Origin of the sequence: Streptomyces coeruleoprunus (assembly GCF_039542925.1) — a bacterium.
Taxonomy (GTDB): Bacteria; Actinomycetota; Actinomycetes; order Streptomycetales; family Streptomycetaceae; genus Streptomyces; species Streptomyces coeruleoprunus.
The window spans coordinates 2,533,279-2,559,696 of record NZ_BAABIT010000001.1 but is presented as its reverse complement, the minus strand read 5'-3'; the positions used below and the strand labels follow the sequence as shown (position 1 = coordinate 2,559,696).

Sequence of the window (26,418 nt, the reverse complement as noted above, 5' to 3'; positions counted from 1 at the left end):
GCTCCGAGCCGTAACGTTGTGTCCATGAACGTCTTCGGAGTGGACATCGGCGGGTCGGGGATCAAAGGCGCTCCCGTGGACCTGGACCGTGGAGACCTGGCCGAGCCCCGGCACAAAGTACTGACCCCGCAGCCCGCGACGCCCTCGGACGTCGCGGGCTGCGTCGCCGAGGTGGTGGCCCACTTCGGCTGGTCCGGGCCGGTCGGCGTCACGTTCCCCGGTGTCGTCACCGGCTCCGTGGTCCGTACGGCGGCGAACGTCGACAGGTCGTGGATCGACGTGGACGCGGCCGCGCTCCTCGGCGACCGGCTCGGCGGCCTGCCGGTCACCGTCCTGAACGACGCCGACGCGGCCGGCATCGCCGAGATGACCCATGGCGCCGGACGCGGGCGCACGGGCACGGTGATCGTTCTGACGTTCGGTACGGGCATCGGCAGCGCCGTCTTCATCGACGGGCGCCTCGTCCCCAACACCGAGCTGGGCCACCTGGAGCTGAACGGCAAGGAGGCGGAGAAGCACGCCTCCACCAAGGCCAAGGACGACAAGGACCTCAGCTGGCAGGAGTGGGCCCACCGGGTACGCAAGTACCTGGCCCACCTGGAGATGCTGTTCTCCCCGGAACTCTTCATCGTGGGCGGCGGCGTGAGCCGCAAGGCGGAGAAGTTCCTCCCCCTGATCAAGAACGTCCGCGCGGACATGCTCCCGGCCCAACTCCAGAACAACGCGGGAATCGTGGGCGCGGCAATGTCAGCGACTCCCCACTGACCTGCGCCCCGGGGATTCCCGCGGTGTGCGGCCACGCCGCTCCGCCGTGGGCCGGCGCCGCCGTTTCGCTGTGGGCAGTCGTTCCGCTGGGGCGGAACGGGTGGGCACAGCGGAACGGCCCCCCGAACCACCCCCGTCCGCCGTCGGGCGTCCGACCGCCCGGTGGGGCGGTCAAGGCCGCCGCTGCGCCGCCGCCCGCGCCCGCTGCCGCCGACTCATCAGCCGTACCTTCCGTACGCACGTGATGAGCCCCGCCACCAGCGTCCCCCCGTACAACCACCCCGCATGCACCGCCAGCGCTGTGACGACGGCCATCGTCCGCCCCCCGATCCCGCCCTCACCGCCCGCGATCGGCACGACGCCGACCGCGAAGGCGATGGGCACGCTGATGGGCGCGGTCACCAGGTCCGCGCCCCGCACCCAGAGCGCGGTCAGCGCGCTGACGGGCAGGAAGAGGAGCCCGTACACCAGGGGCGAGCCGTCGAGGAGGAGCCAGTCCAGGCAGCCGAGCAGGAACATCGTCGCGGAGGCGAAGAGCCCGGCGCCCAGGCCGGTCAGCCGAGGGTTCGGGAGCCGGCGGATGGCCAGCACGACCGGAGGCACCGGCCGCCGTCCGGGCCGGACGCCGGGCCGGGGGCGGGCCGGGTAGACGGCTGCGCCCTCGGTGACCGCGCCCTGTGACACGACCGGGGGCTGCGGTGGCCGCGGGCGGCGCGGGGGACTGCTCCTGTGCTGCTCCACGGGGACAACGTAGGCCGCGAGAGGGCGGAAAACCGGCATGGGACACGCCCTAGGGGTGACCTTGGCGTGAAGTTCTCCCGAGAGCCCCCGCCCGGCGGGCGTCGCCGGTAGTCCGGACGCGCCCGTAAACTGGGGGGTCGGCCCACCATCCACACTTCTAGGGAAGTCGCCAACGTGTCGCTCACGATCGGAATCGTCGGCCTGCCGAATGTCGGCAAGTCGACCCTTTTCAACGCCCTGACCAAGAACGACGTACTGGCGGCCAACTACCCGTTCGCCACGATCGAGCCCAACGTGGGCGTCGTCGGCGTGCCCGACGCCCGCCTGACGAAGCTGGCCGAGGTCTTCAGCTCGCAGCGCGTCCTCCCGGCGACGGTCGACTTCGTCGACATCGCCGGCATCGTGCGCGGCGCGTCGGAGGGCGAGGGCCTGGGCAACAAGTTCCTCGCGAACATCCGCGAGTCGGACGCGATCTGCCAGGTCATCCGGGCCTTCAAGGACGAGAACGTCGTGCACGTCGACGGCAAGGTCTCGCCCAAGGACGACATCGAGACGATCAACACCGAGCTGATCCTCGCCGACCTCCAGACGATCGAGAAGGTCCTCCCGCGCCTGGCGAAGGAGGCCCGGATCAAGAAGGACGTCGCCCCGAAGGTGGCGGCGGTCGAGGCGGCGAAGGAGATCCTGGAGCGCGGCGACACGCTGTTCTCGCAGGGCATCGTGCAGGGCGGCGAGAAGGCGGAGCTGCTCCACGACCTGCACCTGCTGACGACCAAGCCGTTCCTCTACGTCTTCAACGTGGACGAGGAGGAGCTGACGGACGAGGCGTTCAAGGACGAGCAGCGCGCGCTCGTCGCCCCGGCGGAGGCGATCTTCCTGAACGCCAAGCTGGAGGCGGACCTCGCCGAGCTGGACGAGGAGGACGCCATGGAGCTGCTCCAGTCCGTCGGCGCCGAGGAGCCCGGCCTGGCCACGCTGGCCCGCGTCGGCTTCGACACCCTGGGCCTGCAGACGTACCTGACGGCAGGCCCGAAGGAGGCCCGCGCCTGGACGATCAAGAAGGGCGCGACGGCCCCCGAGGCGGCCGGTGTGATCCACACCGACTTCCAGAAGGGCTTCATCAAGGCCGAGGTCATCTCCTTCCACGACCTCGTCGAAACGGGCTCGGTAGCCGACGCCCGCGCGGCCGGCAAGGCCCGCATGGAGGGCAAGGACTACGTGATGCAGGACGGCGACGTGGTGGAGTTCCGCTTCAACGTGTAGCGGGTGACATAGCACGACGTGGGTGATCTGGCAAATGTGCAGGTCAGAGGGGGTCTGGCTCTTCGGGGGCAGGCCCCCTTTTCACGCCCGTGCTGACTTGGTGCTGACCTGGAAGCACCGCTCATCACCCCTCTGCATCCCTCCCGTGCTGGTTTGGTGCTGACTCTTCGGGGCGTTGGGCGCAGCGTGGGGATGCGGCGGATTCGTAGCAACCAAGCGACCGGTGAAGACGGTTGGACGGCGAGCGTCCCTCGTTGTCAGTCCTCGCCGGTACGCTTCCCAATGTCACGACAGTTGGAGGAAAGACATGGGCACCTCGGGGCGTCTCAGCCTGTCCTGGATCAATAAGGACAGGTCGCTCATCAGCACCCAGGACGGCGGCTACGAGTGGGTCGACCGGGACGACATCCGCGTGACCGAGACGCGCCTCCTTCGTGACGTCGCGACGGTGGGTGAGGTGCACGACGACCTCAAGCGCGCCGAAGATAATCTGCTGATCGCGGGGGATAGCGGGGATGCGCTGCGGGCACTCACGAGACTTCCTGAGTTCGCGGACAAGTACCGCGGCAAGGTGAAGCTCGTATACATCGATCCGCCCTTCAATACGGGGCAGGCTTTCGAGCACTACGACGATGGGCTGGAGCATTCCGTCTGGCTCACGATGATGCGTGACCGCCTGTTGCTCATTCGCGATCTTCTGGCCGACTCCGGAAGCGTTTGGGTGCACCTCGACGACGCAGAGATGGCTTACTGCAAGGTGCTCATGGATGAGGTGTTCGGTCGGCGGAACTTCATCTCAACGATCATTTGGAAGCGCCGGAACGATCCCCGTAACACGGCACAGTACCTCTCGGGCGACCACGACTCGATCTTGGTTTTCGCCAAGAACATCGATGCGCTGACCTTCAACAAGCTCCCTCGCACGGAGTCCATGGACTCCGCGTACACCAACCCCGACAGTGATCCTCGTGGACCGTGGCGGCGCGGTGACCTCGCAGCCCGGAACTACTACTCCAAGGGGACCTATCCGGTTGTGACCCCTAGCGGTCGAAAGATCTCCGGCCCTCCTTCAGGAAGCTATTGGCGCGTCTCCGAGGAAGAGCTGAAGCGCCTGGACGGCGAGGGACGGATCTACTGGGGTCCGGATGGAAAAAGTCGGCCGTATTTGAAGCGGTACCTCACCGAGGTGAAGCAAGGGCGTGTCCCCTCCTCTGTCTGGCATCCGGAAGAGGTGGGCTTCGTCCGAAACGGCAAGGAGGAAGTCCGCGCTCTCGTAGGCGATGTCTTCGCCACCCCGAAGCCCGAGCGTCTTCTGCGACAGGTCATGACGATTGCGAGTGACCCTGGAGACCTCGTCCTTGACTGCTTCGGTGGCTCAGGAACCACGGCTGCCACTGCACACAAGTTGGGGCGCAGGTGGGTAACGGTCGAGCGAGAAGCAGAGACGGTCGAGAGCTTCGTTCGCCCCAGGCTTGAGAAGGTTGTCAACGGTGAGGACTCCGGAGGCATCACCGAGTCGTCCGGGTGGGAGAAGGGCGGAGGCTTCCGGCATCTCGAAGTCGCGCCGTCCATGTACGAGCGCATGGGTAACCGAGTGCTTCTCGCCTCGTGGGTGGCCGGCGACGCCTTCGCTGAAGCCGCCTGTGCACAGATCTCCGGCTTCGAGTTGGAGCCGGGCGCCGAACCGCCGTTCGTCGGCCGGAAGGGGCGGCAGCGTCTCGCAGTGGTCGACGGGCTTGTCTCCGAGAGCACAGTCCGGTCGGTCGTTGAGGCGCTGAGCGAGAACGAGAGAGTTCTCATCGTGGCCAAGAGTTACCTGCGCGAGGCGGCAAGCCTTCTGGAGAACCTCAGCCCCGGCTCGCGTATCAAGAAGGCTCCCCAGGACCTGTTGGACATGAAGGGACGTGTACTGCGTTGAGCTGGACACTCACATACGACCAAGCGGCGATCGAGGACCTGGCTACCCGCATGGAATTGCGGGACCCCAACCGTCGCGCCGTGGCCAAGGTCGTCGAGGAGATCCAGTCGGGGGACGGGCGGGAGGTCGTGTGCGACCTGGCGACTGGCGTAGGCAAGACGTACATCTGCCGGGCTCTGATCGACTATCTCGCTGACCAGGGTGTTCGCAACATCCTGATCGTCACTCCGGGCCGGACCATCCAGAGGAAGACGGTCGCCAACTTCGACCCTGGTAGCCCGAAGTTCGTGCCGGGCGCCAACTACGAGCCCGTTGTCATCACTCCGGAGAACTACGCGGGTGGCCGCGTTGGCGACGCGCTGCACGATCCGGACGCGCTGAAGGTCTTCATCTTCAACGTCCAGCTGCTTACGAAGCCGACAGCAAAGACGTCACGCACGGCGCACATGACCGATGAGTTCATCGGGACCGCCCTGTATGACCACCTGCGCACGGCCGATGACTTGGTCGTCATCGCCGACGAGCATCACGTGTACCGGAGTGACGCGAAGAAGTTCCACGAAGCGGTCCGGGACCTCGAACCCCGAGCCCTTGTGGGCCTGACGGCCACTCCTGACGAGACGGACCGCAAGGTTCCCGGCAGGATCGTCTTCGAGTACTCGCTTGCCGAGGCGATCGCCGATCAGCTCGTCAAGGTTCCGGTCATCGTCTACCGCGAGGACGGACACACTGACGTTCGGACTCAGCTTGCTGACGCCTGTCACCTGCGCAAGGTGAAGGAAGAGACCACCCGGGAGTGGGCCGAGAACAACGGGCGCCCCATGGTCAACCCCGTTCTCTTCGTGGTCTGCCAGAGCATCGAGGAGGCGACGGAAGCTGCCGACACCCTGGCGGGCCCAGGCTTCATTGGTGAGCCAGGAGCTGTCTTGCAGATCACGTCAGGCAGCAAGGAGGACGCGCTCGAAGCCCTCGCCGGCATCGAGAACCCAGACTCCCCGGTTCGGGCCGTGGTCTCGGTGAACATGCTCAAGGAAGGGTGGGACGTCAAGAACATCAGCGTCATCGTGGCGCTTCGGACACTCGCCTCTGAGACCCTCACGGAACAGATCCTCGGCCGCGGCCTGCGTCTTCCTTACGGGGAGCGTGTCGGCTTCTCGATGATCGACAGCGTCGACATCATCGCTCATGAGTCGTACCGGCGGTTGCTGGCCTCGAAGGACTCCCTTCTGGAGAACGCTCTCCTGAAAAGGGCTACGCCGGGGGCCAAGGGCGGGCAGGCTGCTGGGGCTGGTCGCGCGGTCCCCAAGCCTTCGCACTCTGAGACCGAGACTCAGGGAATGATCGTCTTCACGGGCGAAGCTCCTGTCAGAGAGGGCGGGTTCGACAGCGAGGTACCCGACACCGTCTTCCTCGGCATGGCCGACATGGAGCATCGACTCGCCGAAGCTGGGGCGGAGAAGAAGCAGATCCCGCAGATCATGAAGCCTGCGGACGGAGCTCCCGTCATCAAGTTCCCGAGCAGGCGTCTACTGGAGAAGCCGGACACATACAGCTTGGCCTTCGTCAGCTCCGAAGCCGTGGCATCGGAGGGGAAGAAGTTTAGCCACGAAATAGAGGTGGAGCTGAAGAAGGTCGCTCTGAAGACGGAGCGGGGACTGGACGGCCAAGTCTCGTCGGTCCAGACCGAAGTTCAGAAGTCGGGAGTCGCGACGCAGCACAAGTTGCCGATCTCGAAGATCAGGGAGGACCTGGAAGATCGGATTCTCAATCTGCCGCAGCTGAAGCTCACGCACGACGAGGTCGAGCATGCCAACCGCATCGTGGGCGCGTTCCTCGGCGCGGCGATCGAGGCGGACGACGAGGACGGCACGCCGTGGGAGGAGGCCAGGGCGAAGCTCGCCCTGAGCCAGTTGGAGAGGCTCGTGGTCTCCAGCTTCAGACAGAAGCTCGCCCAGACCGAGCACGAGTTTGTGACGGTGAGTCTCCCGCCCCCTGCCCAACCGTGGCCCGGACAGACGATGCCGAAGATGCAGATCACCGAAAGGGTGATCAAGGGCATGGGGTACACAGGCTGGGACTGCTCGATCCTCCCCGTCGTGTACTTCGACGCACGGTCGACCGAGGTCAAGCTCGCCAACCTCATGGACGTGAGTCCCAAGATCGAGTGGTGGCTGAGGCTCCCATCGCGCGGAGAGACATTCATCCAGCTCGACAGCGGGTCTCGGTACTTCGCGGACTTCATCGCCATCGACAAGGAGGGCGTGCACTGGGTCGTCGAGGGCAAGTCCGACGCCGAGGCGTCCAGTGAACAGGTCCTGGCCAAGAAGGCAGCGGCCGAGGCATGGGCGAAGGAAGTCACGGACCTCGGACAGTTCGGAGTGTGGAAGTACCTCTTCGCCACCGAGGAGCACCTGAGCCAGGCAAACAGCTGGGACATCCTTCTGACGGTCACAGGCGCCCGGGGATAGGACGACTGAACCTCCGCGACGGCCCGCCAATTCTGGGGGCCGTCGCGGGTTCTAGCGAGCTGTCCTGGCCATCTGCCACGAGGTAGACGAGCCGAGGCTGGTTCCGTCAGATCCTGGCCTTCAGCACGTGCAGGGCCGTCCCATCGTCGGTGCACCAGGCAGACCAACCATTGACGGAAATGCCGGCGGCAGCCCTACAGGCGCCAGAAGGGCTGTCGTGAACGGAGCCGTCCTCCAGACGCATCTTGCCTTCTTCCGTTACGAACGCGACGTGCTCTTCGCCGAGGTTGCGACGCCGCCACATAAGCCGCTGCCCTTTCGACAGCTGGCCAGCGTCTACGAGCGGAGCGAGGGTCGACTTCCGATGGTTCGTGTCCGCCGGGTCGGAAGTCTCGCTGTCCAGGCCGTATTTGCGGCGGAGCACGCTGTTCGCGGTGTCCTCCAGCGGTCGCGCCTCCTTTACGAGCAGCGCGTACACCTCGTCGTCAACCTCGATGGAGCGCATGGTCAAGGTCCCTCCCGTGGGCCGGATAGTCGGGATCGGGTTCGGCGTACACGACCGTACCCGTCCAGGTTCCAGGTGTCCAGGTATCCAGGTGAAGCCGTAGAAGGGTGGGGTGGACCGACAGTTGGATGTACCGGGGTAGTGGATGCAGCGACGGGTGTGGCCAAGATGAGCCTGTGCGAGTTGTCCCAGTGCTACGGTCGCGCGTATGACGCCCTCGGCATCAACAACTCGTGCCCCCGACCTGCGGGTTAAACCCGTTGATGAGGTTCTTGATCGCGTGGAGCAGTCGCTTCAGATACGCCTGGACCGGGACACAGTAGTACGGAAGCGCCGCTCGGTCGGGGCGCGGACGGATCGTGATACGTGGGTGCGTATCGAGCGGCGAGGGCTCGACAAGATCGGCGTTCAGGGGTGGAACGGCAACGAGTGCGCCGCTCGGCTGAAGGGCATTGCTCAGCCCGCGTGGCAGGGGTGTGTGGTCTGGCGGGATGCGGCCGAGCCCGTGATGTGGCGGGCCGACGAGACCGAGCTTCTGTCGGGGACGCCGATCGGCACCGCCGTACTGAGCGAGGACCCGAAGCTGCCGGATGAGTGGTGGAGGGCGTTCAACACCTCGCTGGACGCGCTCGCGGCTCAGGACACGAGGCGCGTCGCCACGCCGGACACCCTCACAATCACGCAGGCCCTCGTTACCGAGTCCATCCGTGACGCGTTCGCTGGTGACTTCGACACGACCGTTGAGCGGTGGGTGCCGGCCCACGCGGATCTGAACTGGGCCAACATGACCGCGCCGACGTTCTGCCTCTTCGACTGGGAGGACTGGGGGAATGCGCCGCGCGGGCTGGACTCCGCTTCGCTGTGGGGAAGCTCGCTTGCTGTCCCGGCTCTGGCCGATCGCGTATGGCAAGAGCGGCGCCGTGACTTCGAGAGCCGGGACGGCAAGCTGATGACGCTGTTCGTGTGCTCGAAGATCCTCGGTCCGGACGCGCATCCGGAGGACCCTCGGCTGGAGCCCGCACACCGCATGGCCGAACAGATCGTCGCGGAGCTTCAGACGGGCTGACCGCGTGATCGGTCTCGGAGGAGGCTCCGATACTGGTGGATCGCCTGCTCATCGACCTCGGCAGCCAGGGCGCCGACGAGTTCGCCCAGGTGGGCGGGTTCGTCGGTGCCTACGGCGACGGTGTTGACCTGGGGGAGGTGGTAGGCGGCCCGGAACGCCGCCTGTACGCGGGAGAGTCCTGCGCGGTCTCGGAGGAAGACGCGGGGATCGATCCGGTCCCACACGGGGGCGCCCGTGCTGCCTCCGAAGGGGCTCATGCCCCACATCGTGCTGTTGCTCATGCCCCACGCCGCGGCGAGGGTGTTCACGGTGTCGAGTGTTCTGATCCCGACCAGCAGGCCGGCGCGGACCATGAGGACGGACGGCCTCGGCATGGTCACGTCGATCAGCTCCGGCAGTGGTGACGGGTCCCAGGACGCGATGCCCCAGGCCCCACACAGCCCCTTCGCTGTGGCGTCGTCGAGGGTGGCGCACGCCTGGAACAGGGCGTCCCGGTTATGCGGGGCGGTCTCTTGGAGCGAGTGTTCCGGGTTGTGTAGGAACACCACGTCCGGCTCTCGTCCGAGGTCCCGGGCCGCCTGTTCCACGGCCCCGTGCAGCCGAGTGGGGTCCAGGGAGTGTTCCGCCCGGTCCGCCCTCGGGAAGTAGCCCACCTTCGTGGAGAGCGTGAACTTCGGCAGCAGATCGCTCGCTATCCGTGCAAGGACCTCATGCGAGCGGAAGCCGAGGTAGTTGGCGCTGGTGTCGATTGCCGTGACGCCGAGGTCGAGCGCTCCGGTCAGGAGACGGCGTTCGTGACGAGACCGGTGTAGCCCGAGGACAACTCGGGGGTCAGAATCGCGCATATCTCCTCCTTCACGAGGGTCTCGGCCACCTCCGCGACTTCGGCCCCGACGACGGCCGCGGCCTGGTTCAACGGAACCGGCTTGCCACTCAGCAGCAAACGCAGCGCGGGCACGGCCTTAGCCGTAAAGGTGATCTTCTTCCCCGAGGCCACGACGTCGACGGTCTCGCCGTTCTCGCGGATTTGGGGCGGGAAGTGGTTGGTGCACGCCACGGCGTCGAGCGGCCCCAGGATGTCGAGGAACGGGACGTGCCGGGGGAGCGCCGTCGCCTGTTCGTACGCGGCAAGGAAGTCGGCTGGGGAGCGCTCGCCGATCAGCCGGACGGCTGCCTCGGTCAGGGCCTGAGTGCCGCTCCCGTGCGCGCGATCCAGGTCGTGCCGGAAGATCTCGTGCTCTCGGCACCAGTCGCCCAGCCATGCGAGCCAGCTCGCTCCCGTGCGCTTGGTGATCCCGAACGTGACGTGCAGGCTCTTCCCCGATCCGTGGCCGTTGCGGGTCGCCTGGTGCCAGTGGCCTCGGGGGATGTGCATCACGTCGCCGGACTTCATGACGCCGGCCCAGACGATTTCTTCGGTCGGAGTGTTGTTGGGGTCGGAGTCGCGGTACATGGGGACTTCGCGGGAGGTTCCGCGTACCTCCCACTCCTTCTCGCCAGCGAGCTGGATGATCACGACGTCGTGGTCGTCCCAGTGCAGCGGGAAGCCCGCGGCGTCGTTCGTCGTCAGATACGCGTTGACCTGCACCCGCTCGTGGGACCACCACTGCAATGCCCGGCAGGCGACTTCCATCGTCGGGTCGAAGACATTGACCTGGTCGAGGATGAGCGTCGCGCCTTCCCCCAGCAGCCTGCCCAGGCTGCGCATGTTGACCATGGGGATGCTCTGGCCCCGGGGGCTGACGGTGTCGGTGTAGTAGATGGCCGGGTGGACTTCCTCGCCCTTCTGGAAGCACCGGAACTGCGGGCGGTTCAGGCTCCTGCGCATGGCGATGTCGAGCAAGCGGTTCGGGGTCAGGATGCGGGAGACGAGGGCGGGGTCGTCGATGCTTCCCCGCACGAAGCCCTTGCCGAGCTCATCCACTCCGTTCCACCCGAGCGCCGTCTCGATGGCGTTGATCAACTGGTGTTCCATTACTGCCTCCTCATGAGTTCGACCACGTGACGCAGCTGTGGCGGGGGCCCGCACGGCGAACCGCGCGAACCCCCGCCGCCTGGTGCTACTCGATGTCGGTCAGGTTGCCGTCACCGCCCGGCCACGGGGCATCGCCGGAACTCCCGGCGTTGTCGGACCGGAGGCTGTCGTACCGGTCGTGGACGGCGGTCAGTTCCTCTACCGCCACCAGGAGGCCACTCGGGGCCGGCGGCGGTGTCGTGCTCTCTGCCACCTCGTGCTCCTTCCTCTTCGGTTCTCCCGGCCGTGTCCGGCCGGGCTCATCTGATGGAGCTGTGCTGTGCATGGCGCCGGGGTACCTCGGGGGAAGTCCCCCGGCGCCGTTCCCGGCTGGTGCTGTCCTTCGGTCGTCGGCCGGGAGCCTGTGGGTTACAGGGAGGTGCGCAGGCCCTCCAGGACGCGGGTGAGGAGCGCCACGTCAGGGGTGAGTGAGTCGACGGCTGCCCGGCCCTCCTCGAACCAGCGGCCGAGGAGCTGACGCCACGTAGCCTCGGCGCGGAGGACTTCCGCACGGATCTCGCCCAAAGTCAGGTCGGCCTCGGTCCGCAGCCGGACGAGGTCGGAGGGCGTCAGACGCAGGGACGTCACAGTGATCGTGTCACCACCACGTCGGGGCACCGCCAGCTCGACGCACTGCGCCGGGTCGCCGTCCAGTTCTTCTTCGGGAAGCAGCCGGAGGGTCAGCATGTGGGGACCTCCAGCTCCGACCAGACCGTCTTGCCCCAGCGGTGCCGGTCGTAGCCCCACCGGACGCTCAGCACGTCAACGAGGAACAGGCCGCGCCCTTCTTCGGCGTCGTCGGCGGGGCTGGCTATGTTGGGGACTGTGCGTGATTTGTCGGTGACCGCGATCTTCACGCGGTTTGGTGCGGGCCGGCTGACGGTGACCCGGAGCAGACGGCACGGGGTGTGCTGGGCGGAGTTGCCGACGAGTTCGGAGACGACCAGCATGGCCGTGTCCACCAGGTTGCCTATACCCCAGGTGTTGAGGGCGGCACTGATGAGCAGGCGCGCACGGCGTGCGGACTCCGGCTCGCACGGCATCGTCTCGCTGTAGCCGGGTGCGCCGATCGAGGCGGGTCTGGCGGCGGTCGTCGTCACGGGGTCATCCCTCCGATGGGACGGCCCAGCCCGGCTACGGGGGCGTGGGGCTGGGCCTCTCCTCCACTGCCGCCGGCACGGGGAGCCTGGCCTTCCGGCGACGTCAACGACCGTACGAAGGCCGTGAGATCGGGCTCAACGAAATTGCGAGTTATTGCGGAACGTCACCCGAGGGTGCTGATCGCCGAGTTGATGAGGGCGCGAGCGTGGTCGCCGTAGGCGGCCATCTTTGCGAGTTCGGCGAACGCCTTGCGGTAGTCGGCGATTTCGCGCGGTTGCCTGATGTTGATCTCGGCGGTCAAGGTCTCCACCACGGCGTGAGCGTCGTCGAAGACGTAGAACGCCTCCAGGGGCCAGATGACGCGCTGGGCAGTGAAGGGGATGACACCGAGTGAGACCGAGGGCAGTGGCAGGACGTCAAGCAGGTGCCGGAGCTGGTTCGCCATCGTCTCCCGGTCGCCGATCCGCGAGCGCAGAACCCACTCCTCCAACAGCACGACGAAGCGGTGGCCTCCCTCGTACAGGAACCGACTACGGGCGAGGCGGGCGGCGACGGCCTCGGCGACGTCGTTGGGGGTTCCCTGGAAGTCGGTGATCGACTGCATGAGGGCGGTGGCGAAGTCGGCGGTCTGGAAGAACCCGGGAACGGCGTTGGAGCAGTACACACGGCACACGGCCGCTCGCTCGTGAAGGGTGTAGAAGTCCTCCTGGACCTTGCGCATACCGTTCTTGTGGATGCGCCGCCACTCCACATACATGGAGTCGACCGCCCGCGCCGTGGCGATCAGGTCCTCTGTCTGGTCCTCCGCTCCACAGGCCGCGCACCAGGCTCTGATGTCCGCGTCGGAGGGTGCGGCCTCGCCCTTTTGGATGCGGGTCGTCTTCGCCGGATGCCAGCCGCACCGGGAGGAGAGCTCCTTCCCGGTGAGGCCGGCGTCCTGACGAAGGTGCTGCAAGCGCTTCGCGAGGGCTTCACGCGCCGCCTGGGCGCTGGACGAGGGGGAGGCGGGCATGGGGCCGTGCGCGGGATCAGACGGTGAACTTCTCGTGGTCGATGCCGCGTTCCCACACAGCCTCGAACGCGGCGACGACCATCTTCACCAGGTCGGGGTCCTCGTTGAACTCATGTCCTGCCCAGTCGCCGTCCCCGGTGAACCAGTGGAACATCACTCGCCGGTCGTCGATCAGCCACAGGTCGTTTCCGGGCAGGGCGATGTCGGAGGCGAGGCGCCGGGGGAGCCAGCGGACCTGTTCACCGACGGCGACGTTGACCGCGGTCAGGGCGTGCTCCCATCGGATGTAATCGGTCACCGGCTCGGAGACAATCCGAGCCCGGCGCATCTGGACGCCCCTGGCGACGGTTTCGCGCACCAGCGGGGTCCAGCCCTGCCAGAACGGCGAATCGGGGTCGAGGTCGGTCCGACCGGTCCGAAGGAACTCCTCGAAGCTGTCCTTCTCATCGCCGACGCTGTAGACGTCGCGCATCTCCAGGTGGACAGCGGTGCGCTGGGCGGACCGCAGCAGTTCAGCGAAGTCCGGCACGCCGTTCTGCGACATCACACGCCTCCCTCAGAATCGGCACCATGCGGGCCGGGATGCGGATCACCGTCTCATGCGCGGGAATTCCCGTGTCGTGTCCGGCGACCCACTCCGTCTCGCTCACCTGGGCCTTCAGCAGCTTGTCGGCCTCCTCGCCCTGGAGGACGAGGTCGGCCGTCTCTTCCTCCACCCACACAGTCGGCGAGCCGCCTCCGGTGGTCTCGGGGTCGATTCCCACGAACTCTAGGGCCATGGTGCCCTCCTGTTCCAAGTCGGTTGCGGGTTCTTGCGTTGTGACGCTTCCCGAGCGGTTGTGCTGGGTCAAGGGAGCGAGGCGTTCTTCGCGTCAGAATGGCTTGTTCACGCGGATTTGCAGTCCGCCGGTCACTCGGCCCACGTCTGCGGTCACGCCGCCGCGTCGTCCAGTTCCTCGTACCCGTCCACGTAGCTGTGGCCGTTCAAGTGCGCCGCGATCTTCCCGATGCCCCGCTCGCACCGGTACCGGGTTGCCCTGCCCGTCACTCCTTGCAACGCACCCGCCTCATCGTCCGGCAGGTCCGCGCCGTAGCGGAGGACGAGGGCCTGGCGTTCGGCGGGGGTGAGCGGGGCGGTCGCCCAGCCTCGCCGGATGTCGGCGAGGTGGGCGAACAGGATGCCCGCGGCCTTCGGATCGACCGTGCCCTTCGGCATGTCGGCGTCCGGGGCTGTCGGGTTGCGGATGCCGTACGCCGCTTCCTGGTCCCACACCGCCGGAAGGAGGTGCTCGACGAGTCGCCGGTCGTAGGCCGTCACAGGCCACTCCTCTCCGCCTTGTGCCGGGCGGCCTCGTAGGAGACGTGTGCGGTGCGGTGCTTGGCTTCGGTCAGCCAGCGGTCCCGTAGGCGCTGGGACAGCCAGCGGTGCAGAAGGCCGGCCCCCGCGTCGGCGAGGATCTGCCGTACGTAGGCAGCCCGCTCGGCCACGACGATCACGGCCTCCTGGCAGGCGTCCTCGTACTCCAGCGTCAGCCCGTAGTCTCGGGCGAAGGCGCGGGCGACTGCCTGTACGACGCTCTCGACCTGCGGTTCGGCGAGAACGGACCAGTCGGCCGCCGCGACGGCCTCGGACGCGTCGAAGTCGGCGAGACGCAGACTCATCGGACCACCTCCTTCACCGGCACTTCGCCGTTCTTCGTCACGGCGACCACCAGGCCCGGCGCGCCGGTTGTGCCCTTCGAGTGCCGCCACCACGTCGATTCGCTCTCCATGGCCGGGGGCTGGATGAACGTGCGCGGGCCGTCCGTATCCACGAACGAGATTGTCGTCGAGGCCGCCGGACCTGGCTCTCCTCAAGTGCGTCGAGGCGGGGCGAGCTTGGCCGGTTCGAGGCTGATCGGGAACGGTACCGGGCGGGTCAGCGAGTCACGGAAGATGCCCGCGGGTGCATAGGCGCGGGTCGGCCGGTCCAGTTCGTAGACGTGCACCACAGGGGCTCCGTCCTCGTCCTCGATGCACCAGTAGTGCGGGATGCCGGCCTCGGCGTACTTGCGGAGCTTGACCGTGCGGTCCCGGTGGGCGGACTCCGGGGAGACCACCTCGACGACGAGCTGAACCTCTTCAGGGGCGGACCACGTACGGTCACCGTCGAACGCGGCTGTCGTCACCGGCAGATCCGGCTCGGGACGATTGCGCTCATCGAGCTTGATGGTCATCTCGCGGCCGACTCTGACGTCGGCGGGCGCCTGCTCCATGAGAGCGACGGTGAGCATCGTGACGAGGTGGCCGTGCCACCACCTCTGCGGCCACACCATGAAGACGAGGTCTCCGTCGATCAGCTCGGTGTGGCGAGGCGCCTGGGGGAGGCGATCCAGGTCCTCCGCGAACCAGCCCTCCGTGCGGGGCGGGCACAACGGAAGGTCGGGCCGTTCGGTCATAGGACAAGCCTAGGAACCCCCACTGGAGCGTTAGCGGTACGCAAGCCGGACGGCAGCGGGTGTGTCGAAGCTGGAGTCGGCGCCGAACGGGTGCCGATGACCGATCGCTACGGGGGATCACCATCATGCGTCGTTGCCGCGCGAACACCGTCCTCGCCGTCGCCGTCCTCTCGTTGGGGCTGGCCGCATGCGGTGGCGGTTCCACCGGGGCCAGGGACGAGGGGCCCGCGGTGTCGTTGTCGCCGGTCGGCACTTCCGGTGGGGCCGACACGACCGTCTCCGGCGGGGCCATCACCGGTGGTGGTACGACCGCCGCCTCCGGTAGCGCGAAGCGTGCTGCCTCCGGGGAGGTGCCCGCCTGTACCCACCGCGACCTCGACGTCACCATGGCCAAGGCCGGCGAGACGCCCACCGAGCACATCGTGCTGACCGCCACCAACGCCTCCGGGCGCACGTGCCGGCTCCACGACTACCCGTTGATCGCCTTCGGTGACATCCAGACCGCCAAGGACGTGCCCGCTGTCGCGAAGAGCAAGCCCGCCGCCCCGGTCGTCCTGAAGCCGGGGGCGCCCGCGTACGCGAACGTGCGTGTCGCCCTTGGCGGTGTGGCGGAGGAGAACCGGGTCGTCAGCGCCTTCCATGTGAACTTCTTCGTCGGCGGCGCCCCGGCCGAGGGCAGTGTCGTCGTCGAGGTGCCCTCCGGCGGCCTCGCGGTCGACGACGCCGTCGCGAAGACCGGCTACTGGACGCGTGAATTGCGCAACGGTGTCGATGAGTTCTGAGCGCGCCCCGCCCGGTGGGAGGGGCCACCCTCCGGTGGCCCCTCCGGGTCAGTCCGCCGGTGCCGCCAAGTGCGCCGCCAGTTGTTCCCGCGTCGTCGCCGGGTCGGCCACCAGGGCGGTGAGGGTGTCGTCCGGCGGGGTCGCCGTGGCCACCGCCGGGCAGCGGTGGCAGGCGGCGAGGCCCGACTGGCGCCACCACTTGCAGTGGGCCCGCAGGTGGCAGCGCGGGACGGCGCCCGCCGCCGGGGCCGGCAGGGCCGTCACGCGGTCGATCAGGCCGCACGCGGTGCCGACCCGATTGGCGCACTCGCTCACGCAGTGCGAGGCGAACCGCAGGATCCGGGTGGGCGGGATGCCCTCGGGGATCATCCCGGCCACCTCGGCGGCGGGTAGCGGGTCCGCCAGGTAGGCGACCCGGCCGTCCTCGCCCGACCGTACGCCGAGGACCACCGACTCCGGCCGGTCGGGTGCTCCGCTGGGGCACCACTCCACCGCGGCCACCTCAGCAGGGCTTGGTCGCGGTGTCCGCCCGGGGGGCGACGTAGCCCACCACGTTGTCGTCGGTGACAGTCGCGGTCCCTCGGGCCGCCTCCTGCGCTATCGCGCTTTCCAGTGACCGCATCAACTGCTGCTGCGTCGTGATCCTTTCCGGGGCTGCCGCCTGAGCGGGCGTCGCGGCTCCGGCCGCCAGGCCGGTGGCGAGGGCGGCGGCTGCCGCCGCGGTGCGCAACGAGGACTTGTTCATGCGTCAACTCCCGTGATGAGCAACGGAATTACGGCAGGCAACACCGTGCCCCCTGGCGCCCGGCGGGGCAAGATCCCCGCCCCGTCGCTATTGCGCCATGCCGGTCTTCGCGCCCGCGCCGCACAGGGGCACCACCGCCGTGCCGGCGGGGGGTTCCGCCAGGGCCGCGGCCCAGCACGCCACGCCCGTCGGCTCCACGTACAGGCCGCGTCGCGCCAAGTCGCGCTGGGCGTCCCGGATGCGGTCCTCGGTCACCGTACGGAACTCCCCGCCGGAGTCCCGTACCGCGCGCAGGATCTGGCGGGCGCGGGGCGGGTGCGGGATGGCGATGCCCTCGGCGAGGGTGGCCGCCGCCCCGCCGGAGGCGGCGGCCGGCGTCACGTCCAGTGCGTCCGCCTCGAACGCCCGCGCCAGCGGCGCCACCGCCTCCGCCTGTACCGCCACCAGCCGTGGACGCCCGGCGATCAGCCCGTGCGCCTCCAGTTCGGCGATCGCGAGCGCGGCGCCCAGCAGCAGCGTGCCGTTGCCGACGGGCAGGAACAGCGTGTCGGGTAGACGGCCGCCCAGGTCCTCCCACAGTTCGTAGACGTACGTCTTCGTGCCGTGCAGGAAGTACGGGTTGTACACGTGCGAGGCGTAGAAGGTGCCGGGCTCGTCCGCCGCCGCGCGGGCCGCGCGGGCCGTGGCCTCGCGGTCGCCGGGTACGACCTCCAGGCGTGCGCCGTGCGCCCGGATCTGCTCCAGCTTCTTCGGCGACGTGGCCTCCGGGACGTACACCGTGCAGTCCAGGCCCGCCCGCGCCCCGTACGCGGCGACGGCCGTCCCGGCGTTGCCGCTGCTGTCGGCGATCACCCGGCGGGGTGCGAGCCGGCGGGCCAGTTCGGCGAGCATCACCGCGCCGCGGTCCTTGAACGACAGCGTCGGCATGAGGAAGTCCAGCTTGGCCGAAACCGTATCGGCGAGCGGGACGAGCGGGGTGCGGCCCTCGCCGAGCGATGCCCGCGGGGAGGAGAGCGGCAACGCTTCCTCGTACCGCCAGAGGGAGTTCACCCGGCCCGCCAGCGCGCCGAGCGGCACCGCGCCCGCGCGGAAGTCCAGGTCCCAGGGCCCCGGCAGCGCGGGCAGCACCAGGTCAGGGCGGAAGCGGGCGATCGCACTCCGCATTCCGGACAGATGTAGGCCGCATCCTTCGTCATGCGGACAGCATGACAGTTGCGTGGCACACGCGTTAACGGCTGTTCAGCACTCTTGTGGGATTCCTATGGATCGGTCAATCTTTCGGCTGGCAGACCGAGATGGGCGACGCCGCGTACACGGTGGCGTGGTTCGTCGTGCAGGGCCCCGTTCCGCCACCCAGGGGTTGTCATGCACCTGCCTAAACGCGCACCCCCACAGCAGCGCACCACCAATGAGGAGGACCCCTCACATGTCCGTGATGCGTACGTCGCGCCGCAGAGCCGCCGCGGCCAGTGCGATAGCCGTCGCCGCCCTCGCCCTCGGCTCCCTCTCCGCCCTCCCGGCCACCGCGGCCGAGTCCGCCCCCGAAGGCGTCATCGAGAACGCCGACGCCCCCGACGCCGTCGCCGGCAGCTACATCGTCACCCTGGACGAGTCCGCCGCCGACTCGGACGCCGCCTCCGGCAAGGCGGTCGCGGCCCGCTACGGCGCGAAGATCAAGAAGACGTACACCGCCGCCCTCAACGGCTACGCCGTCGAACTCTCCGAGGCGCAGGCGAAGAAGCTCGCCGCCGACCCGGCCGTCGAGTCCGTCGTCCAGGACCGCGTCTTCACGATCTCCGGCACCCAGCCGTCCCCGCCGTCCTGGGGCCTGGACCGGATCGACCAGCGCGCCCTGCCGCTCAACCAGAGCTACACGTACCCCGACCCGGGGGGCCAGGGCGTCACCGCGTACATCATCGACACCGGCGTCCGCATCACCCACGGCGACTTCGGCGGCCGGGCCTCGTACGGCTACGACGCGATCGACAACGACAACACGGCCCAGGACGGCCACGGCCACGGCACCCACGTGGCCGGTACGGTCGCGGGCTCCTCGTACGGCGTGGCCAAGAACGCCAAGATCGTCGGTGTCCGCGTGCTCAACAACTCCGGCTCCGGCACCACCGCCCAGGTCGTCGCGGGCATCGACTGGGTCACCCGCAACGCCGTCAAGCCGGCCGTCGCCAACATGAGCCTCGGCGGCGGCGCCGACACCGCCCTCGACAACGCTGTCCGCAACTCGATCGCCTCCGGCGTCACGTACGCCATCGCCGCCGGCAACGACGGCCGCGACGCCTCCAGCACCTCGCCCGCCCGCGTCGCCGAGGCCATCACCGTCGGCTCGACGACCAGCTCCGACGCGCGCTCCAGCTTCTCCAACTACGGCAGCATCCTGGACATCTTCGCGCCGGGCTCCTCCATCACGTCCGCCTGGAACAGCAGCGACACCGCGACCAACACCATCTCCGGTACGTCGATGGCCACCCCGCACGTCGCGGGCGCCGCCGCCCTGTACCTGGCCAACAACCGCACGGCCACGCCGTCGCAGGTCGCCACCGCGCTGACGTCCGCCGCCACCACCGGCGTCGTCGGCAGCCCGGGCACCGGCTCCCCGAACCGCCTGCTGTACGTGGGTGACGGCGGCACCACCCCGCCGCCGGACGGCCCGCGCTTCGAGAACACCGGCGACTACGCGATCAACGACAACTCCACCGTCGAGTCGCCGATCAGCGTCACCGGCGTCGCGGGCAACGCCCCGTCCGACCTCCAGGTGCCGGTGAACATCGTCCACACCTACATCGGTGACCTCCGCCTCCAGCTGATCGCGCCCGACGGGACCGCGTACCTGCTGAAGGACTTCGGCACCGGCGGCAGCAGCGACAACATCAACACCACGTACACCGTCAACGCCTCGTCCGAGGTCGCCAACGGCACGTGGAAGCTGCGCGTCGCGGACAACGCCAACTGGGACACCGGAAAGATCGACTCCTGGGCGCTGCAGTTCTGACCGGACGCCGCGCCGAGTGGTGAGGGGCGGTCGCCTTCTGGCGGCCGCCCTTCTTCGGGTGAACTGCCGGTATTGGTGGGGTCTGTTCCCGCGGTTGGGTGCCTCGCCCCCGACCGCGTACGATGCGCGCGCCGCTCAGACGTTTGTTCGTCACCCCCGCCCCCGAACAGGAGCACCGCGCCCGTGTCATCGTCCTCGCCCCAGGGCTGGCCACCGCCCCAGCAGCCGTACCCGCCGGTGCCCCCGCCGCCCGGTGCCGTCCACCCCTCGGCGAACACGAACGGGCTCGCCATCGCCTCCCTCGTCACCGGCCTCGTGTGCCTCGTGCCGCCGCTCGGCCTGATCCTCGGCGCGTTCGCGCTCGGCCGGATCAAGAAGAAGGGCGAGCGCGGCAAGGGCCTGGCCGTCGCGGGCATGATCCTCTCCCTGATCAGCACCCTGCTCGTGGCGACCGGCATCGCCACCGGCGCGTTCTCCAAGGCGCTGGACGGGGTCAGGGAGGTCAAGGAGGAGGTCGCCAGCTCCAGCTCCGCCTTCGCCCTGCGCAAGGGCGACTGCTTCAACACGCCGAACGGCGTGCAGAACGAGGAGGAGGTCGAGCGGGTCAAGAGCGTGAAGTGCGCGCAGCCGCACGACGCCGAGGTGACGGGCTCCTTCAAGCTCACCGGCGACACGTGGCCCGGCGTCCCCGAGATCGAGAAGATCGCCGAGGAGCGCTGCTTCGCGATGGGCGAGGCGTACGCCATGGACGCCTGGGCCGTCCCGGACAACGCCTGGACCTTCTACTACCACCCGACCAAGGAGAGCTGGTCGACCATCAAGGACCGCACGGTCACCTGTGCGTTCGTCGCCGAGAAGGGCAAGCTCACCACCGGTTCGCTGCGCAGCGACGAGACGACCCTGGACGCCGACCAGCTGGTCTTCCTGAAGGCGCTCAACCCGACCGAGAGCGTGTTCGGCGAGGAGCCGGAGGAGGATCCGGACACGAACCTGGACGCCAATGTGAAGTGGGCCGGCAAGGTCGAGAAGACCCTGCGGGACGCGGGCGCCGCACTGGAGGCGCACACCTTCTCGGGCCCGTCGCAGAAGGCGGTCGCGGACCTCGTCCGCGACCTGGACGAGGCGCGCAAGCACTGGACGAAGGCCGCCAAGGCCACCGACGCGGACACGTTCTGGGAGCACTACGAACCCGGCTACGACGCCCTGCCCGCCGACTTCGGCAAGGAGGCGCGGGCCGCGCTGAAGCTCGACACCACGCCGCCGGGCGGCACGGAGTCCGGCAGCGGCTCCTGACCGGCGGCTCCCGCACGTACGGAACGCGGCGGCCCGGACGGGGACGGGCCGAGGGGCGCGCGGCGCTGTGTGCGCGGCGCGCCCTACCCGCGGTAAGCCCTCCGGCATACAGCGGGTCATCGCTTGGAGTGAAGCTTTGGCCCATGCTTGCGGGGCTCAACAGCGGGTTGCGACGCTGTAGCTGTCCGTCAACCTGATGGGAGTGGCCCGTGACATTCGGTGAGCAGCCCGCCTATCTGCGCGTCGCGAGCGATCTCCGCGAGAAGATCGTCAATGGCTCGCTGCCGCCCCACACCCGCCTCCCCTCGCAGGCGCGCATCCGCGAGGAGTACGGCGTCTCCGACACGGTCGCGCTGGAGGCCCGCAAGGTCCTGATGGCCGAGGGCCTCGTCGAGGGGCGCTCCGGATCGGGGACGTACGTGCGCGAGCGCCCGGTGCCGCGCCGGATCGCCCGCTCCGGCTACCGCCCGACGACCGGCACCAACCCCTTCCGCCAGGAGCAGGCGGCCGACGGCGCGCGCGGTACGTGGGAGTCCAGCAGCGAGCAGGAGCGGGCGACCGTGGAGACCGCCGCCCGGCTCGGCATCGCCCCGGGCGACGCGGTCATGCGGACGCGGTACGTGTTCCGGGACGCCGGCGAGTCGATGATGCTCTCCACCTCCTGGGAGCCGCTGGCCATCACCGGCAGGACGCCCGTGATGCTCCCCGAGGAGGGGCCGCTGGGCGGCTGCGGCGTCGTCGAGCGGATGGCCGCCATCGACGTCGTCGTGGACAACGTGGTGGAGGAGGTCGGCGCCCGGCCCGGTCTGGCGGAGGAGCTGCTGGAGCTGGGCGGAGTGCCCGGGCACGTGGTCGTGGTGGTGGAGCGCACGTACTACGCGTCGGGGCGCGCGGTGGAGACCGCCGACGTGGTCGTCCCGGCCGACCGCTACCGCGTCGCGTACCACCTGCCGGTGAGGTGACGGACGGCCCGAGGGGGGGGCGGGAGCGGGGGAGGGGCTCACGGGGTCGGGGGTTCCTGAGGGAAGGAAGAGACCCGGGTGCCGGTGACGAAAGTCCCGGTATAGATGGGTATGTAGGGGCGCACTCGGCCGGGTGCGCCCCTTTTGCTCGCCGCCTTCCTGGCTTGATGTGTATCTCTTTGTGTAAACACGTATCCGCTGTGTAAAGGTCAGGCGTAAGCTCAGGCATATGCGGATTGCGGTTTCATCGGGATCCTTACTGACAGGCGGCCCGGCGGGGGGTGAGGCGTGATGCCCGACAGCGGTGCGACCCTTCTCTGGCAGGTCATCCGCCAGGACGACAACGGCAACCACTACCGGGTCGGCAGGTACGCCACCCAGGACGAGGCGCAGAAGGTCGCCGACACGCTCGGCGGGCGCGGACACAAGCAGCTCTACTGGGTCGAGCGGATCAGCGAGCCGGCTCGCTGACCGCCGGTCCACCGGCCCGGCCCGCCGAGAGGGCGGGCGGATACGCTCCGGCGCATGGACGAACGAGTCGTGGTGGCCGGAGCCGTGTACGACCGGGGGCGGCTGCTGGCCGCGCGGCGCAGCGCGCCCCCGGAGCTGGCCGGGCGCTGGGAGCTGCCCGGCGGCAAGCTGGAGCCCGGCGAGAACCCGCGCGAGGCGCTGGTGCGCGAACTGCGCGAGGAGCTGGGCGTCGAGGCGGAGCCGGGTGAGCGCATCCCCGGCGAATGGCCGCTCGGCCGTGGCTACGTCCTCCAGGTGTGGACCGTCCGCCTGCTCTCCGGCGAGCCGCGCCCCCTCCAGGACCACGACGAACTGCGCTGGTTGTCCCGCCGGGAATGGGACAGCGTCGATTGGCTGGATCAGGACGTTCCCGCGGTCGTCGAGGCGATCCGCCGCCTCCCGGAGCCCGACTCCCGGGCCACGACCTGACACCGCAACGGCCCGCCGGGCCACGGCTTGAACTCAGGAGGTCGGCCACGCCGCCCGGCCCCGGTCGCGCCGCTCGCCCCGCCCGCCGGCCCGCCGGAGCCTCATCGGCCCGCCGGAGGTCGTCGGAGTCCGTCGGCGGACGCGTACGCCGTTCGTGCCACGATGCGCCCGCCCACGCGATACGACGCCGTGAATATCGGGTATGTGCTGATTAACCGCCCGAAAACGGACGTGGGATGTGGTCGGCGTGATCGACACCGAAGGCGAGTGCGCCGAGTGGACCTTTCCCGGTGGGCTCGACTCCGTGCGCGTCGCCCGCCGAGCCGTCCGGGACACCCTGCGCGCCTGGCGGCTGGACGCCGACGTCGGCGATGTGACCGTCCTTCTGGTCAGCGAGCTGGTGACCAATTCCCTTCGCTACACGCCCGGTCCCATCGGGGTGCGGCTGAGCCGCCTCCGCCACGACGACGACACGCTCCCGCCCGATGCGGCCCTCCTCGTCGAAGTCTCCGATCCGCTTCCGGATCCGCCCCGCGCACGTGCCGCGGGCCCCGACGACGAGGGGGGCCGCGGACTGCAGCTCGTCGCCTGCTCCGCACGCCGCTGGGGCACCCGTAAGGGCAGGTCGGGCAAGACGGTGTGGTTCGAGCTGGCCCTGCCGGGTTAGAAGAGTGAAGGGATGACGATCACTTCCGGCTCGGCTCAAAACGAACGAGACCACCCTGTGATCGTGAACGGCGTGCCGACGGGGGCCGTAGTGCTGAATACTGCGGGAATGGCCGGTCCGGTGCGGTGAGCTGGAGGGGACGGTCGCGTGAGCGAGATACCTGAGACGGCGAACGGCGTCATGTGGCAGAGCAGCCCGCCTGGCTCGATCTATGACTACATCAGAGTCGCGTCCTTCTCGATCGGCCCCGACGGGCTGGTCGATCAGTGGAGCCTGCGTGCCGCCGACCTGTTCGGCATCCCGGCCGAGGACGTCAGAGGTCTGGACCCGGTCGAGGCGTTCATGCCCGCCGAGCTGCGTCCGCGCGGTCACCGGAAGGTCGCCGAGATCCTCGACGGCAAGGAGTGGACGGGCCTCGTCCCCTTCCGGATTCCCGGCGAGAACGCCGTCCGCGGCCTCGCCGAGGTCTATGTGATGCCCACGGAGACCGAGCACGGCGAACGGGCCGCGCTCTGCATCGTCGTGGACGTACGGGCCCTACGCCGAATAGAGACGGACCTGGCCGCCGCACAGGCGATTTTCGGTCAATCACCTTTCGGCTTCCTGCTGTTCGGCACGGACCTGCGGGTGCAGCGCGCCAACCAGCGCTTCGCCACCGTCTTCGGCGGCAGCGCAGACGACCACCGGGGCCGCACCGTCCACGACTACCTCCCCCACGCGGAGGCCGAGCGGATGGCCGACGCGCTGCGCCGCGTCCTGGAGACCGGCGAGTCCGTCACGGACCTTCAGATCGTGGGCGCCGTACCGGGATCCGGCGAGCGCCGGCACTGGGCCGTCAACCTGTACCGGGTGCACGGCGGAGCCGGCCGCCCCATCGGCGTCGCCGGACTCGGCATCGACGTGACGCGCCGCCACAACGCCGCCCGCGAGGCCGCCAGCGCCCGCCGCAACCTGGCGCTGCTCAACGAGGCGGGAGCCCGCATCGGCAACTCCCTCGACCTGGAGACCACCGCCCGCGAACTCCTCGACGTCGCCGTGCCCGGCTTCTGCGACCTGGCCTCCGTCGACCTCTACCAGGGGCTCCTCACCGGCGACGAGGCCCCGCCCGGACAGGCCGGGCGCACGGCGGAACTGCGCCGCGTCGCCTTCGCGAGCGCCGTCTCCGACGCGCCCCTCGTGAGCGACAGCGGCTCCGGCTGCTGCGAACCCGCCCCCACCCACGTGGGCGCCGTCCACCGCTATCCCTTCAACTCGCCCTGCGCCCAGGCCCTGCGCACCCGACGCCCCAAGTCCGTGCAGGGCGCCGACGGCAGCCTCGTCCAGTCCACGCTCGCCGTGCCGATGGTCGCCCACGACACCGTCGTCGGACTGGTGCAGTTCTCCCGGACGAAGGGCAGCGAGCCGTTCGGCGAGCGGGACCGGGCCCTCGCCGTCGAACTGGCCTCACGCGCCGCGGTCTGCATCGACAACGCCCGCCTCTACCGCCGCGAGCACGAGCGGGCCCTCATCCTCCAGCGCAGCCTGCTCCCGCCCGGCGACCCCGAGGCCGCCGGCCTCGACATCGCCTGCCGCTACCTGCCCGGCAACGCCGCCACCGAGGTGGGCGGCGACTGGTTCGACGTCATCGACCTGCCCGGCCACCGCACCGCCCTCGTCGTCGGCGACGTCATGGGCCGCGGCCTGCGCGCCGCCGTCGCCATGGGCGAACTGCGCACCGCCGTACGCACCCTGGCGCAGCTGGACCTGGAGCCCGCCGAGGTGCTGTCCCACCTGGACGAGATCGCCCGCGGGCTCGGCGCCCCCATCGGCGCCCAGTCGTCGCGCGCCGCGCACAAGCCCCGGGGGCCCGAGCTGTCCGAGGTGTACCTCGCCACCTGCGTGTACGCGGTGTACGACGCCGTCACCCGGCGCTGTACGTTCGCCAACGCCGGCCACCTGCCGCCCGTGCTGGTCGAGCCGGGCGAGGAGGCGCTGCTGCTCGACGTGCCGCCCGGCATGCCGCTGGGTGTCGGCGGCGAGCCGTTCGAGGAGGTCGAGGTCGACCTGCCGGAGGGCGCGCTGCTCGCGCTCTACACCGACGGCCTCGTCGAGTCCCGCAGCCACCCGCTGGACGAGGGCCTCCAGGCCTTCCGGCGGGCCCTGACGGACGCCGGGCGGCCCCTGGAGGACGTCTGCGACCACGTCCTGAACACCCTCGACACCCGCCACGGCCAGGACGACATCGCGCTGCTGATGGCCCGTATCCGCGGGCTGCCCGCCGAGTCCGTCGGCGACTGGCGGCTGCCGCGCGAGCCCCGCTCGGTCGGCCGGGCGCGCGAGCTGGCCCGGGACCGGCTGACCGCGTGGGACCTGGAGCCGCTGGTCGACACCGTCGAACTGCTCGTCAGCGAACTCGTCACCAACGCCCTGCGGTACGGCGAGGGCGAGATCAGGCTCCGGCTGCTGCGCGACCGGACCCTGGTGTGCGAGGTGTGGGACGCGGGCCTGGTCCAGCCGCGCCGCCGCCGCGCCCGCGACACCGACGAGGGCGGCCGCGGCCTGCAACTGGTCGGCCTGCTCAGCGCGGGCTGGGGCTCGCGGCGGACGCCGCGCGGCAAGACCGTGTGGTTCGAGCTGGCGCTGCCGGACGGCGAGCGGGGCGGCGAGCCGTCGGTGGAGCAACTGCTGAGCATGTTCTGAGGAAGCCGGAGCCGAGCGACCGCGGCCGGGGCCGCCGGGTGGGCCCGCGGGGT

Annotated in this window: 29 protein-coding genes and 1 pseudogene; 13 read left to right on the top strand and 17 right to left on the bottom strand. The window is 69.3% G+C overall.

The window, feature by feature from the left end; genetic code table 11:
- Positions 1 to 24 precede the first annotated feature (24 nt).
- On the top strand, positions 25 to 765 hold the full coding sequence (ppgK, locus tag ABEB09_RS10920) for a polyphosphate--glucose phosphotransferase (protein ID WP_345689553.1): 741 nt from the start codon (positions 25 to 27) through the stop codon (positions 763 to 765).
- A gap of 171 nt (positions 766 to 936) precedes the next feature.
- Here the strand turns inward: ppgK and ABEB09_RS10915 are convergent, their stop codons facing one another.
- The gene (locus ABEB09_RS10915; RefSeq protein WP_345689551.1) at positions 937 to 1,506 is read right to left on the bottom strand and encodes a DUF6542 domain-containing protein; all 570 of its coding nucleotides are present in this window, start codon (positions 1,504 to 1,506) and stop codon (positions 937 to 939) included.
- A 174-nt stretch (positions 1,507 to 1,680) separates the two neighbouring features.
- Between ABEB09_RS10915 and ychF the strand changes: the two genes are divergently transcribed.
- The 3 genes from ychF to ABEB09_RS10900 all read left to right on the top strand — a co-directional run bounded on the left by ychF (position 1,681) and on the right by ABEB09_RS10900 (position 7,155).
- Positions 1,681 to 2,769: a redox-regulated ATPase YchF gene (ychF, locus tag ABEB09_RS10910; protein WP_345689549.1), complete on the top strand. Its 1,089-nt coding sequence runs from the start codon at positions 1,681 to 1,683 to the stop codon at positions 2,767 to 2,769.
- A 307-nt stretch (positions 2,770 to 3,076) separates the two neighbouring features.
- Positions 3,077 to 4,687 (top strand): site-specific DNA-methyltransferase, encoded by a 1,611-nt coding sequence (locus ABEB09_RS10905; protein WP_345689547.1) that lies wholly within the window; start codon positions 3,077 to 3,079, stop codon positions 4,685 to 4,687.
- A gap of 50 nt (positions 4,688 to 4,737) precedes the next feature.
- Positions 4,738 to 7,155, top strand: a complete 2,418-nt coding sequence (locus ABEB09_RS10900; protein WP_345693902.1) for a DEAD/DEAH box helicase — start codon at positions 4,738 to 4,740, stop codon at positions 7,153 to 7,155.
- Positions 7,156 to 7,261: 106 nt separating this feature from the next.
- Here the strand turns inward: ABEB09_RS10900 and ABEB09_RS10895 are convergent, their stop codons facing one another.
- Positions 7,262 to 7,660, bottom strand: a complete 399-nt coding sequence (locus ABEB09_RS10895) for a restriction system modified-DNA reader domain-containing protein (RefSeq protein ID WP_345689545.1) — start codon at positions 7,658 to 7,660, stop codon at positions 7,262 to 7,264.
- A 208-nt stretch (positions 7,661 to 7,868) separates the two neighbouring features.
- Here ABEB09_RS10895 and ABEB09_RS10890 point away from each other — a divergent pair, with 208 nt between their 5' ends.
- The gene (locus ABEB09_RS10890) at positions 7,869 to 8,726 is read left to right on the top strand and encodes a hypothetical protein (protein ID WP_345689543.1); all 858 of its coding nucleotides are present in this window, start codon (positions 7,869 to 7,871) and stop codon (positions 8,724 to 8,726) included.
- Here ABEB09_RS10890 and ABEB09_RS10885 read toward each other — a convergent pair.
- The 12 genes from ABEB09_RS10885 to ABEB09_RS10830 form a co-directional block, all read right to left on the bottom strand.
- Positions 8,714 to 9,571: an aldo/keto reductase gene (locus ABEB09_RS10885; RefSeq protein WP_345689541.1), complete on the bottom strand. Its 858-nt coding sequence runs from the start codon at positions 9,569 to 9,571 to the stop codon at positions 8,714 to 8,716. The two genes, ABEB09_RS10890 and ABEB09_RS10885, sit on opposite strands and share 13 nt — an antisense overlap.
- Positions 9,505 to 10,701, bottom strand: a complete 1,197-nt coding sequence (locus ABEB09_RS10880; protein ID WP_345689539.1) for a JmjC domain-containing protein — start codon at positions 10,699 to 10,701, stop codon at positions 9,505 to 9,507. The genes ABEB09_RS10885 and ABEB09_RS10880 overlap by 67 nt, the downstream gene beginning before the upstream one ends.
- Positions 10,702 to 10,786: 85 nt before the next feature.
- Positions 10,787 to 10,954, bottom strand: coding sequence for a hypothetical protein (locus ABEB09_RS10875; protein WP_165986914.1), 168 nt, complete (start codon positions 10,952 to 10,954; stop codon positions 10,787 to 10,789).
- Between the two features lie 155 nt (positions 10,955 to 11,109).
- On the bottom strand, positions 11,110 to 11,427 hold the full coding sequence (locus tag ABEB09_RS10870) for a hypothetical protein (protein WP_345689534.1): 318 nt from the start codon (positions 11,425 to 11,427) through the stop codon (positions 11,110 to 11,112).
- Entirely contained in the window at positions 11,421 to 11,840 is a 420-nt protein-coding gene (locus ABEB09_RS10865; RefSeq protein ID WP_345689532.1) for an ATP-binding protein, read from the bottom strand. Before ABEB09_RS10865 ends, ABEB09_RS10870 begins: the two co-directional genes overlap by 7 nt.
- Before the next feature lie 164 nt (positions 11,841 to 12,004).
- Positions 12,005 to 12,853, bottom strand: coding sequence for a helix-turn-helix domain-containing protein (locus tag ABEB09_RS10860; protein ID WP_345689530.1), 849 nt, complete (start codon positions 12,851 to 12,853; stop codon positions 12,005 to 12,007).
- Positions 12,854 to 12,869: 16 nt separating this feature from the next.
- On the bottom strand, positions 12,870 to 13,397 hold the full coding sequence (locus tag ABEB09_RS10855) for a DUF6879 family protein (RefSeq protein WP_345689528.1): 528 nt from the start codon (positions 13,395 to 13,397) through the stop codon (positions 12,870 to 12,872).
- Positions 13,366 to 13,632: a hypothetical protein gene (locus ABEB09_RS10850; RefSeq protein ID WP_093836852.1), complete on the bottom strand. Its 267-nt coding sequence runs from the start codon at positions 13,630 to 13,632 to the stop codon at positions 13,366 to 13,368. The genes ABEB09_RS10855 and ABEB09_RS10850 overlap by 32 nt, the downstream gene beginning before the upstream one ends.
- A gap of 152 nt (positions 13,633 to 13,784) precedes the next feature.
- A complete protein-coding gene (locus ABEB09_RS10845; protein WP_345689522.1) occupies positions 13,785 to 14,171 on the bottom strand; it encodes an RNA polymerase sigma factor in 387 nt (128 codons plus the stop codon).
- Positions 14,168 to 14,515: a hypothetical protein gene (locus ABEB09_RS10840; RefSeq protein ID WP_345689520.1), complete on the bottom strand. Its 348-nt coding sequence runs from the start codon at positions 14,513 to 14,515 to the stop codon at positions 14,168 to 14,170. Before ABEB09_RS10840 ends, ABEB09_RS10845 begins: the two co-directional genes overlap by 4 nt.
- The gene (locus ABEB09_RS10835; protein ID WP_345689518.1) at positions 14,512 to 14,667 is read right to left on the bottom strand and encodes a hypothetical protein; all 156 of its coding nucleotides are present in this window, start codon (positions 14,665 to 14,667) and stop codon (positions 14,512 to 14,514) included. Before ABEB09_RS10835 ends, ABEB09_RS10840 begins: the two co-directional genes overlap by 4 nt.
- A gap of 39 nt (positions 14,668 to 14,706) precedes the next feature.
- Entirely contained in the window at positions 14,707 to 15,291 is a 585-nt protein-coding gene (locus ABEB09_RS10830) for a Uma2 family endonuclease (protein WP_345689516.1), read from the bottom strand.
- 125 nt (positions 15,292 to 15,416) lie between these two features.
- Between ABEB09_RS10830 and ABEB09_RS10825 the strand changes: the two genes are divergently transcribed.
- Positions 15,417 to 16,073: a DUF4232 domain-containing protein gene (locus ABEB09_RS10825; protein WP_345689514.1), complete on the top strand. Its 657-nt coding sequence runs from the start codon at positions 15,417 to 15,419 to the stop codon at positions 16,071 to 16,073.
- Between the two features lie 48 nt (positions 16,074 to 16,121).
- Here ABEB09_RS10825 and ABEB09_RS10820 read toward each other — a convergent pair whose 3' ends face one another.
- From ABEB09_RS10820 to ABEB09_RS10810, 3 genes and pseudogenes are all read right to left on the bottom strand, one after another.
- Positions 16,122 to 16,565 carry a hypothetical protein gene (locus tag ABEB09_RS10820; RefSeq protein WP_345689512.1) on the bottom strand — a complete coding sequence of 148 codons (444 nt, stop codon included), beginning with the start codon at positions 16,563 to 16,565 and terminating at the stop codon, positions 16,122 to 16,124.
- A gap of 10 nt (positions 16,566 to 16,575) precedes the next feature.
- Positions 16,576 to 16,818 carry a hypothetical protein gene (locus ABEB09_RS10815; protein ID WP_345689510.1) on the bottom strand — a complete coding sequence of 81 codons (243 nt, stop codon included), beginning with the start codon at positions 16,816 to 16,818 and terminating at the stop codon, positions 16,576 to 16,578.
- An 87-nt stretch (positions 16,819 to 16,905) separates the two neighbouring features.
- Positions 16,906 to 18,014, bottom strand: a pseudogene (locus ABEB09_RS10810) (threonine synthase).
- 230 nt (positions 18,015 to 18,244) lie between these two features.
- Between ABEB09_RS10810 and ABEB09_RS10805 the strand changes: the two are divergent.
- From ABEB09_RS10805 to ABEB09_RS10775, 7 genes are all read left to right on the top strand, one after another.
- Positions 18,245 to 19,825, top strand: coding sequence for a S8 family peptidase (locus ABEB09_RS10805; protein ID WP_345689508.1), 1,581 nt, complete (start codon positions 18,245 to 18,247; stop codon positions 19,823 to 19,825).
- Positions 19,826 to 20,008: 183 nt separating this feature from the next.
- Positions 20,009 to 21,118, top strand: coding sequence for a DUF4190 domain-containing protein (locus ABEB09_RS10800; protein WP_345689506.1), 1,110 nt, complete (start codon positions 20,009 to 20,011; stop codon positions 21,116 to 21,118).
- A gap of 209 nt (positions 21,119 to 21,327) precedes the next feature.
- Complete coding sequence (locus ABEB09_RS10795) at positions 21,328 to 22,080, top strand: GntR family transcriptional regulator (RefSeq protein ID WP_345689504.1); 753 nt, start codon at positions 21,328 to 21,330, stop codon at positions 22,078 to 22,080.
- Positions 22,081 to 22,371: 291 nt separating this feature from the next.
- Complete coding sequence (locus tag ABEB09_RS10790; protein ID WP_345689502.1) at positions 22,372 to 22,551, top strand: SPOR domain-containing protein; 180 nt, start codon at positions 22,372 to 22,374, stop codon at positions 22,549 to 22,551.
- 54 nt (positions 22,552 to 22,605) lie between these two features.
- Entirely contained in the window at positions 22,606 to 23,019 is a 414-nt protein-coding gene (locus ABEB09_RS10785) for a (deoxy)nucleoside triphosphate pyrophosphohydrolase (protein ID WP_345689500.1), read from the top strand.
- A gap of 238 nt (positions 23,020 to 23,257) precedes the next feature.
- Positions 23,258 to 23,686: an ATP-binding protein gene (locus tag ABEB09_RS10780; protein WP_345689498.1), complete on the top strand. Its 429-nt coding sequence runs from the start codon at positions 23,258 to 23,260 to the stop codon at positions 23,684 to 23,686.
- A gap of 147 nt (positions 23,687 to 23,833) precedes the next feature.
- Complete coding sequence (locus ABEB09_RS10775) at positions 23,834 to 26,365, top strand: SpoIIE family protein phosphatase (RefSeq protein WP_345689496.1); 2,532 nt, start codon at positions 23,834 to 23,836, stop codon at positions 26,363 to 26,365.
- Positions 26,366 to 26,418 lie beyond the last annotated feature (53 nt).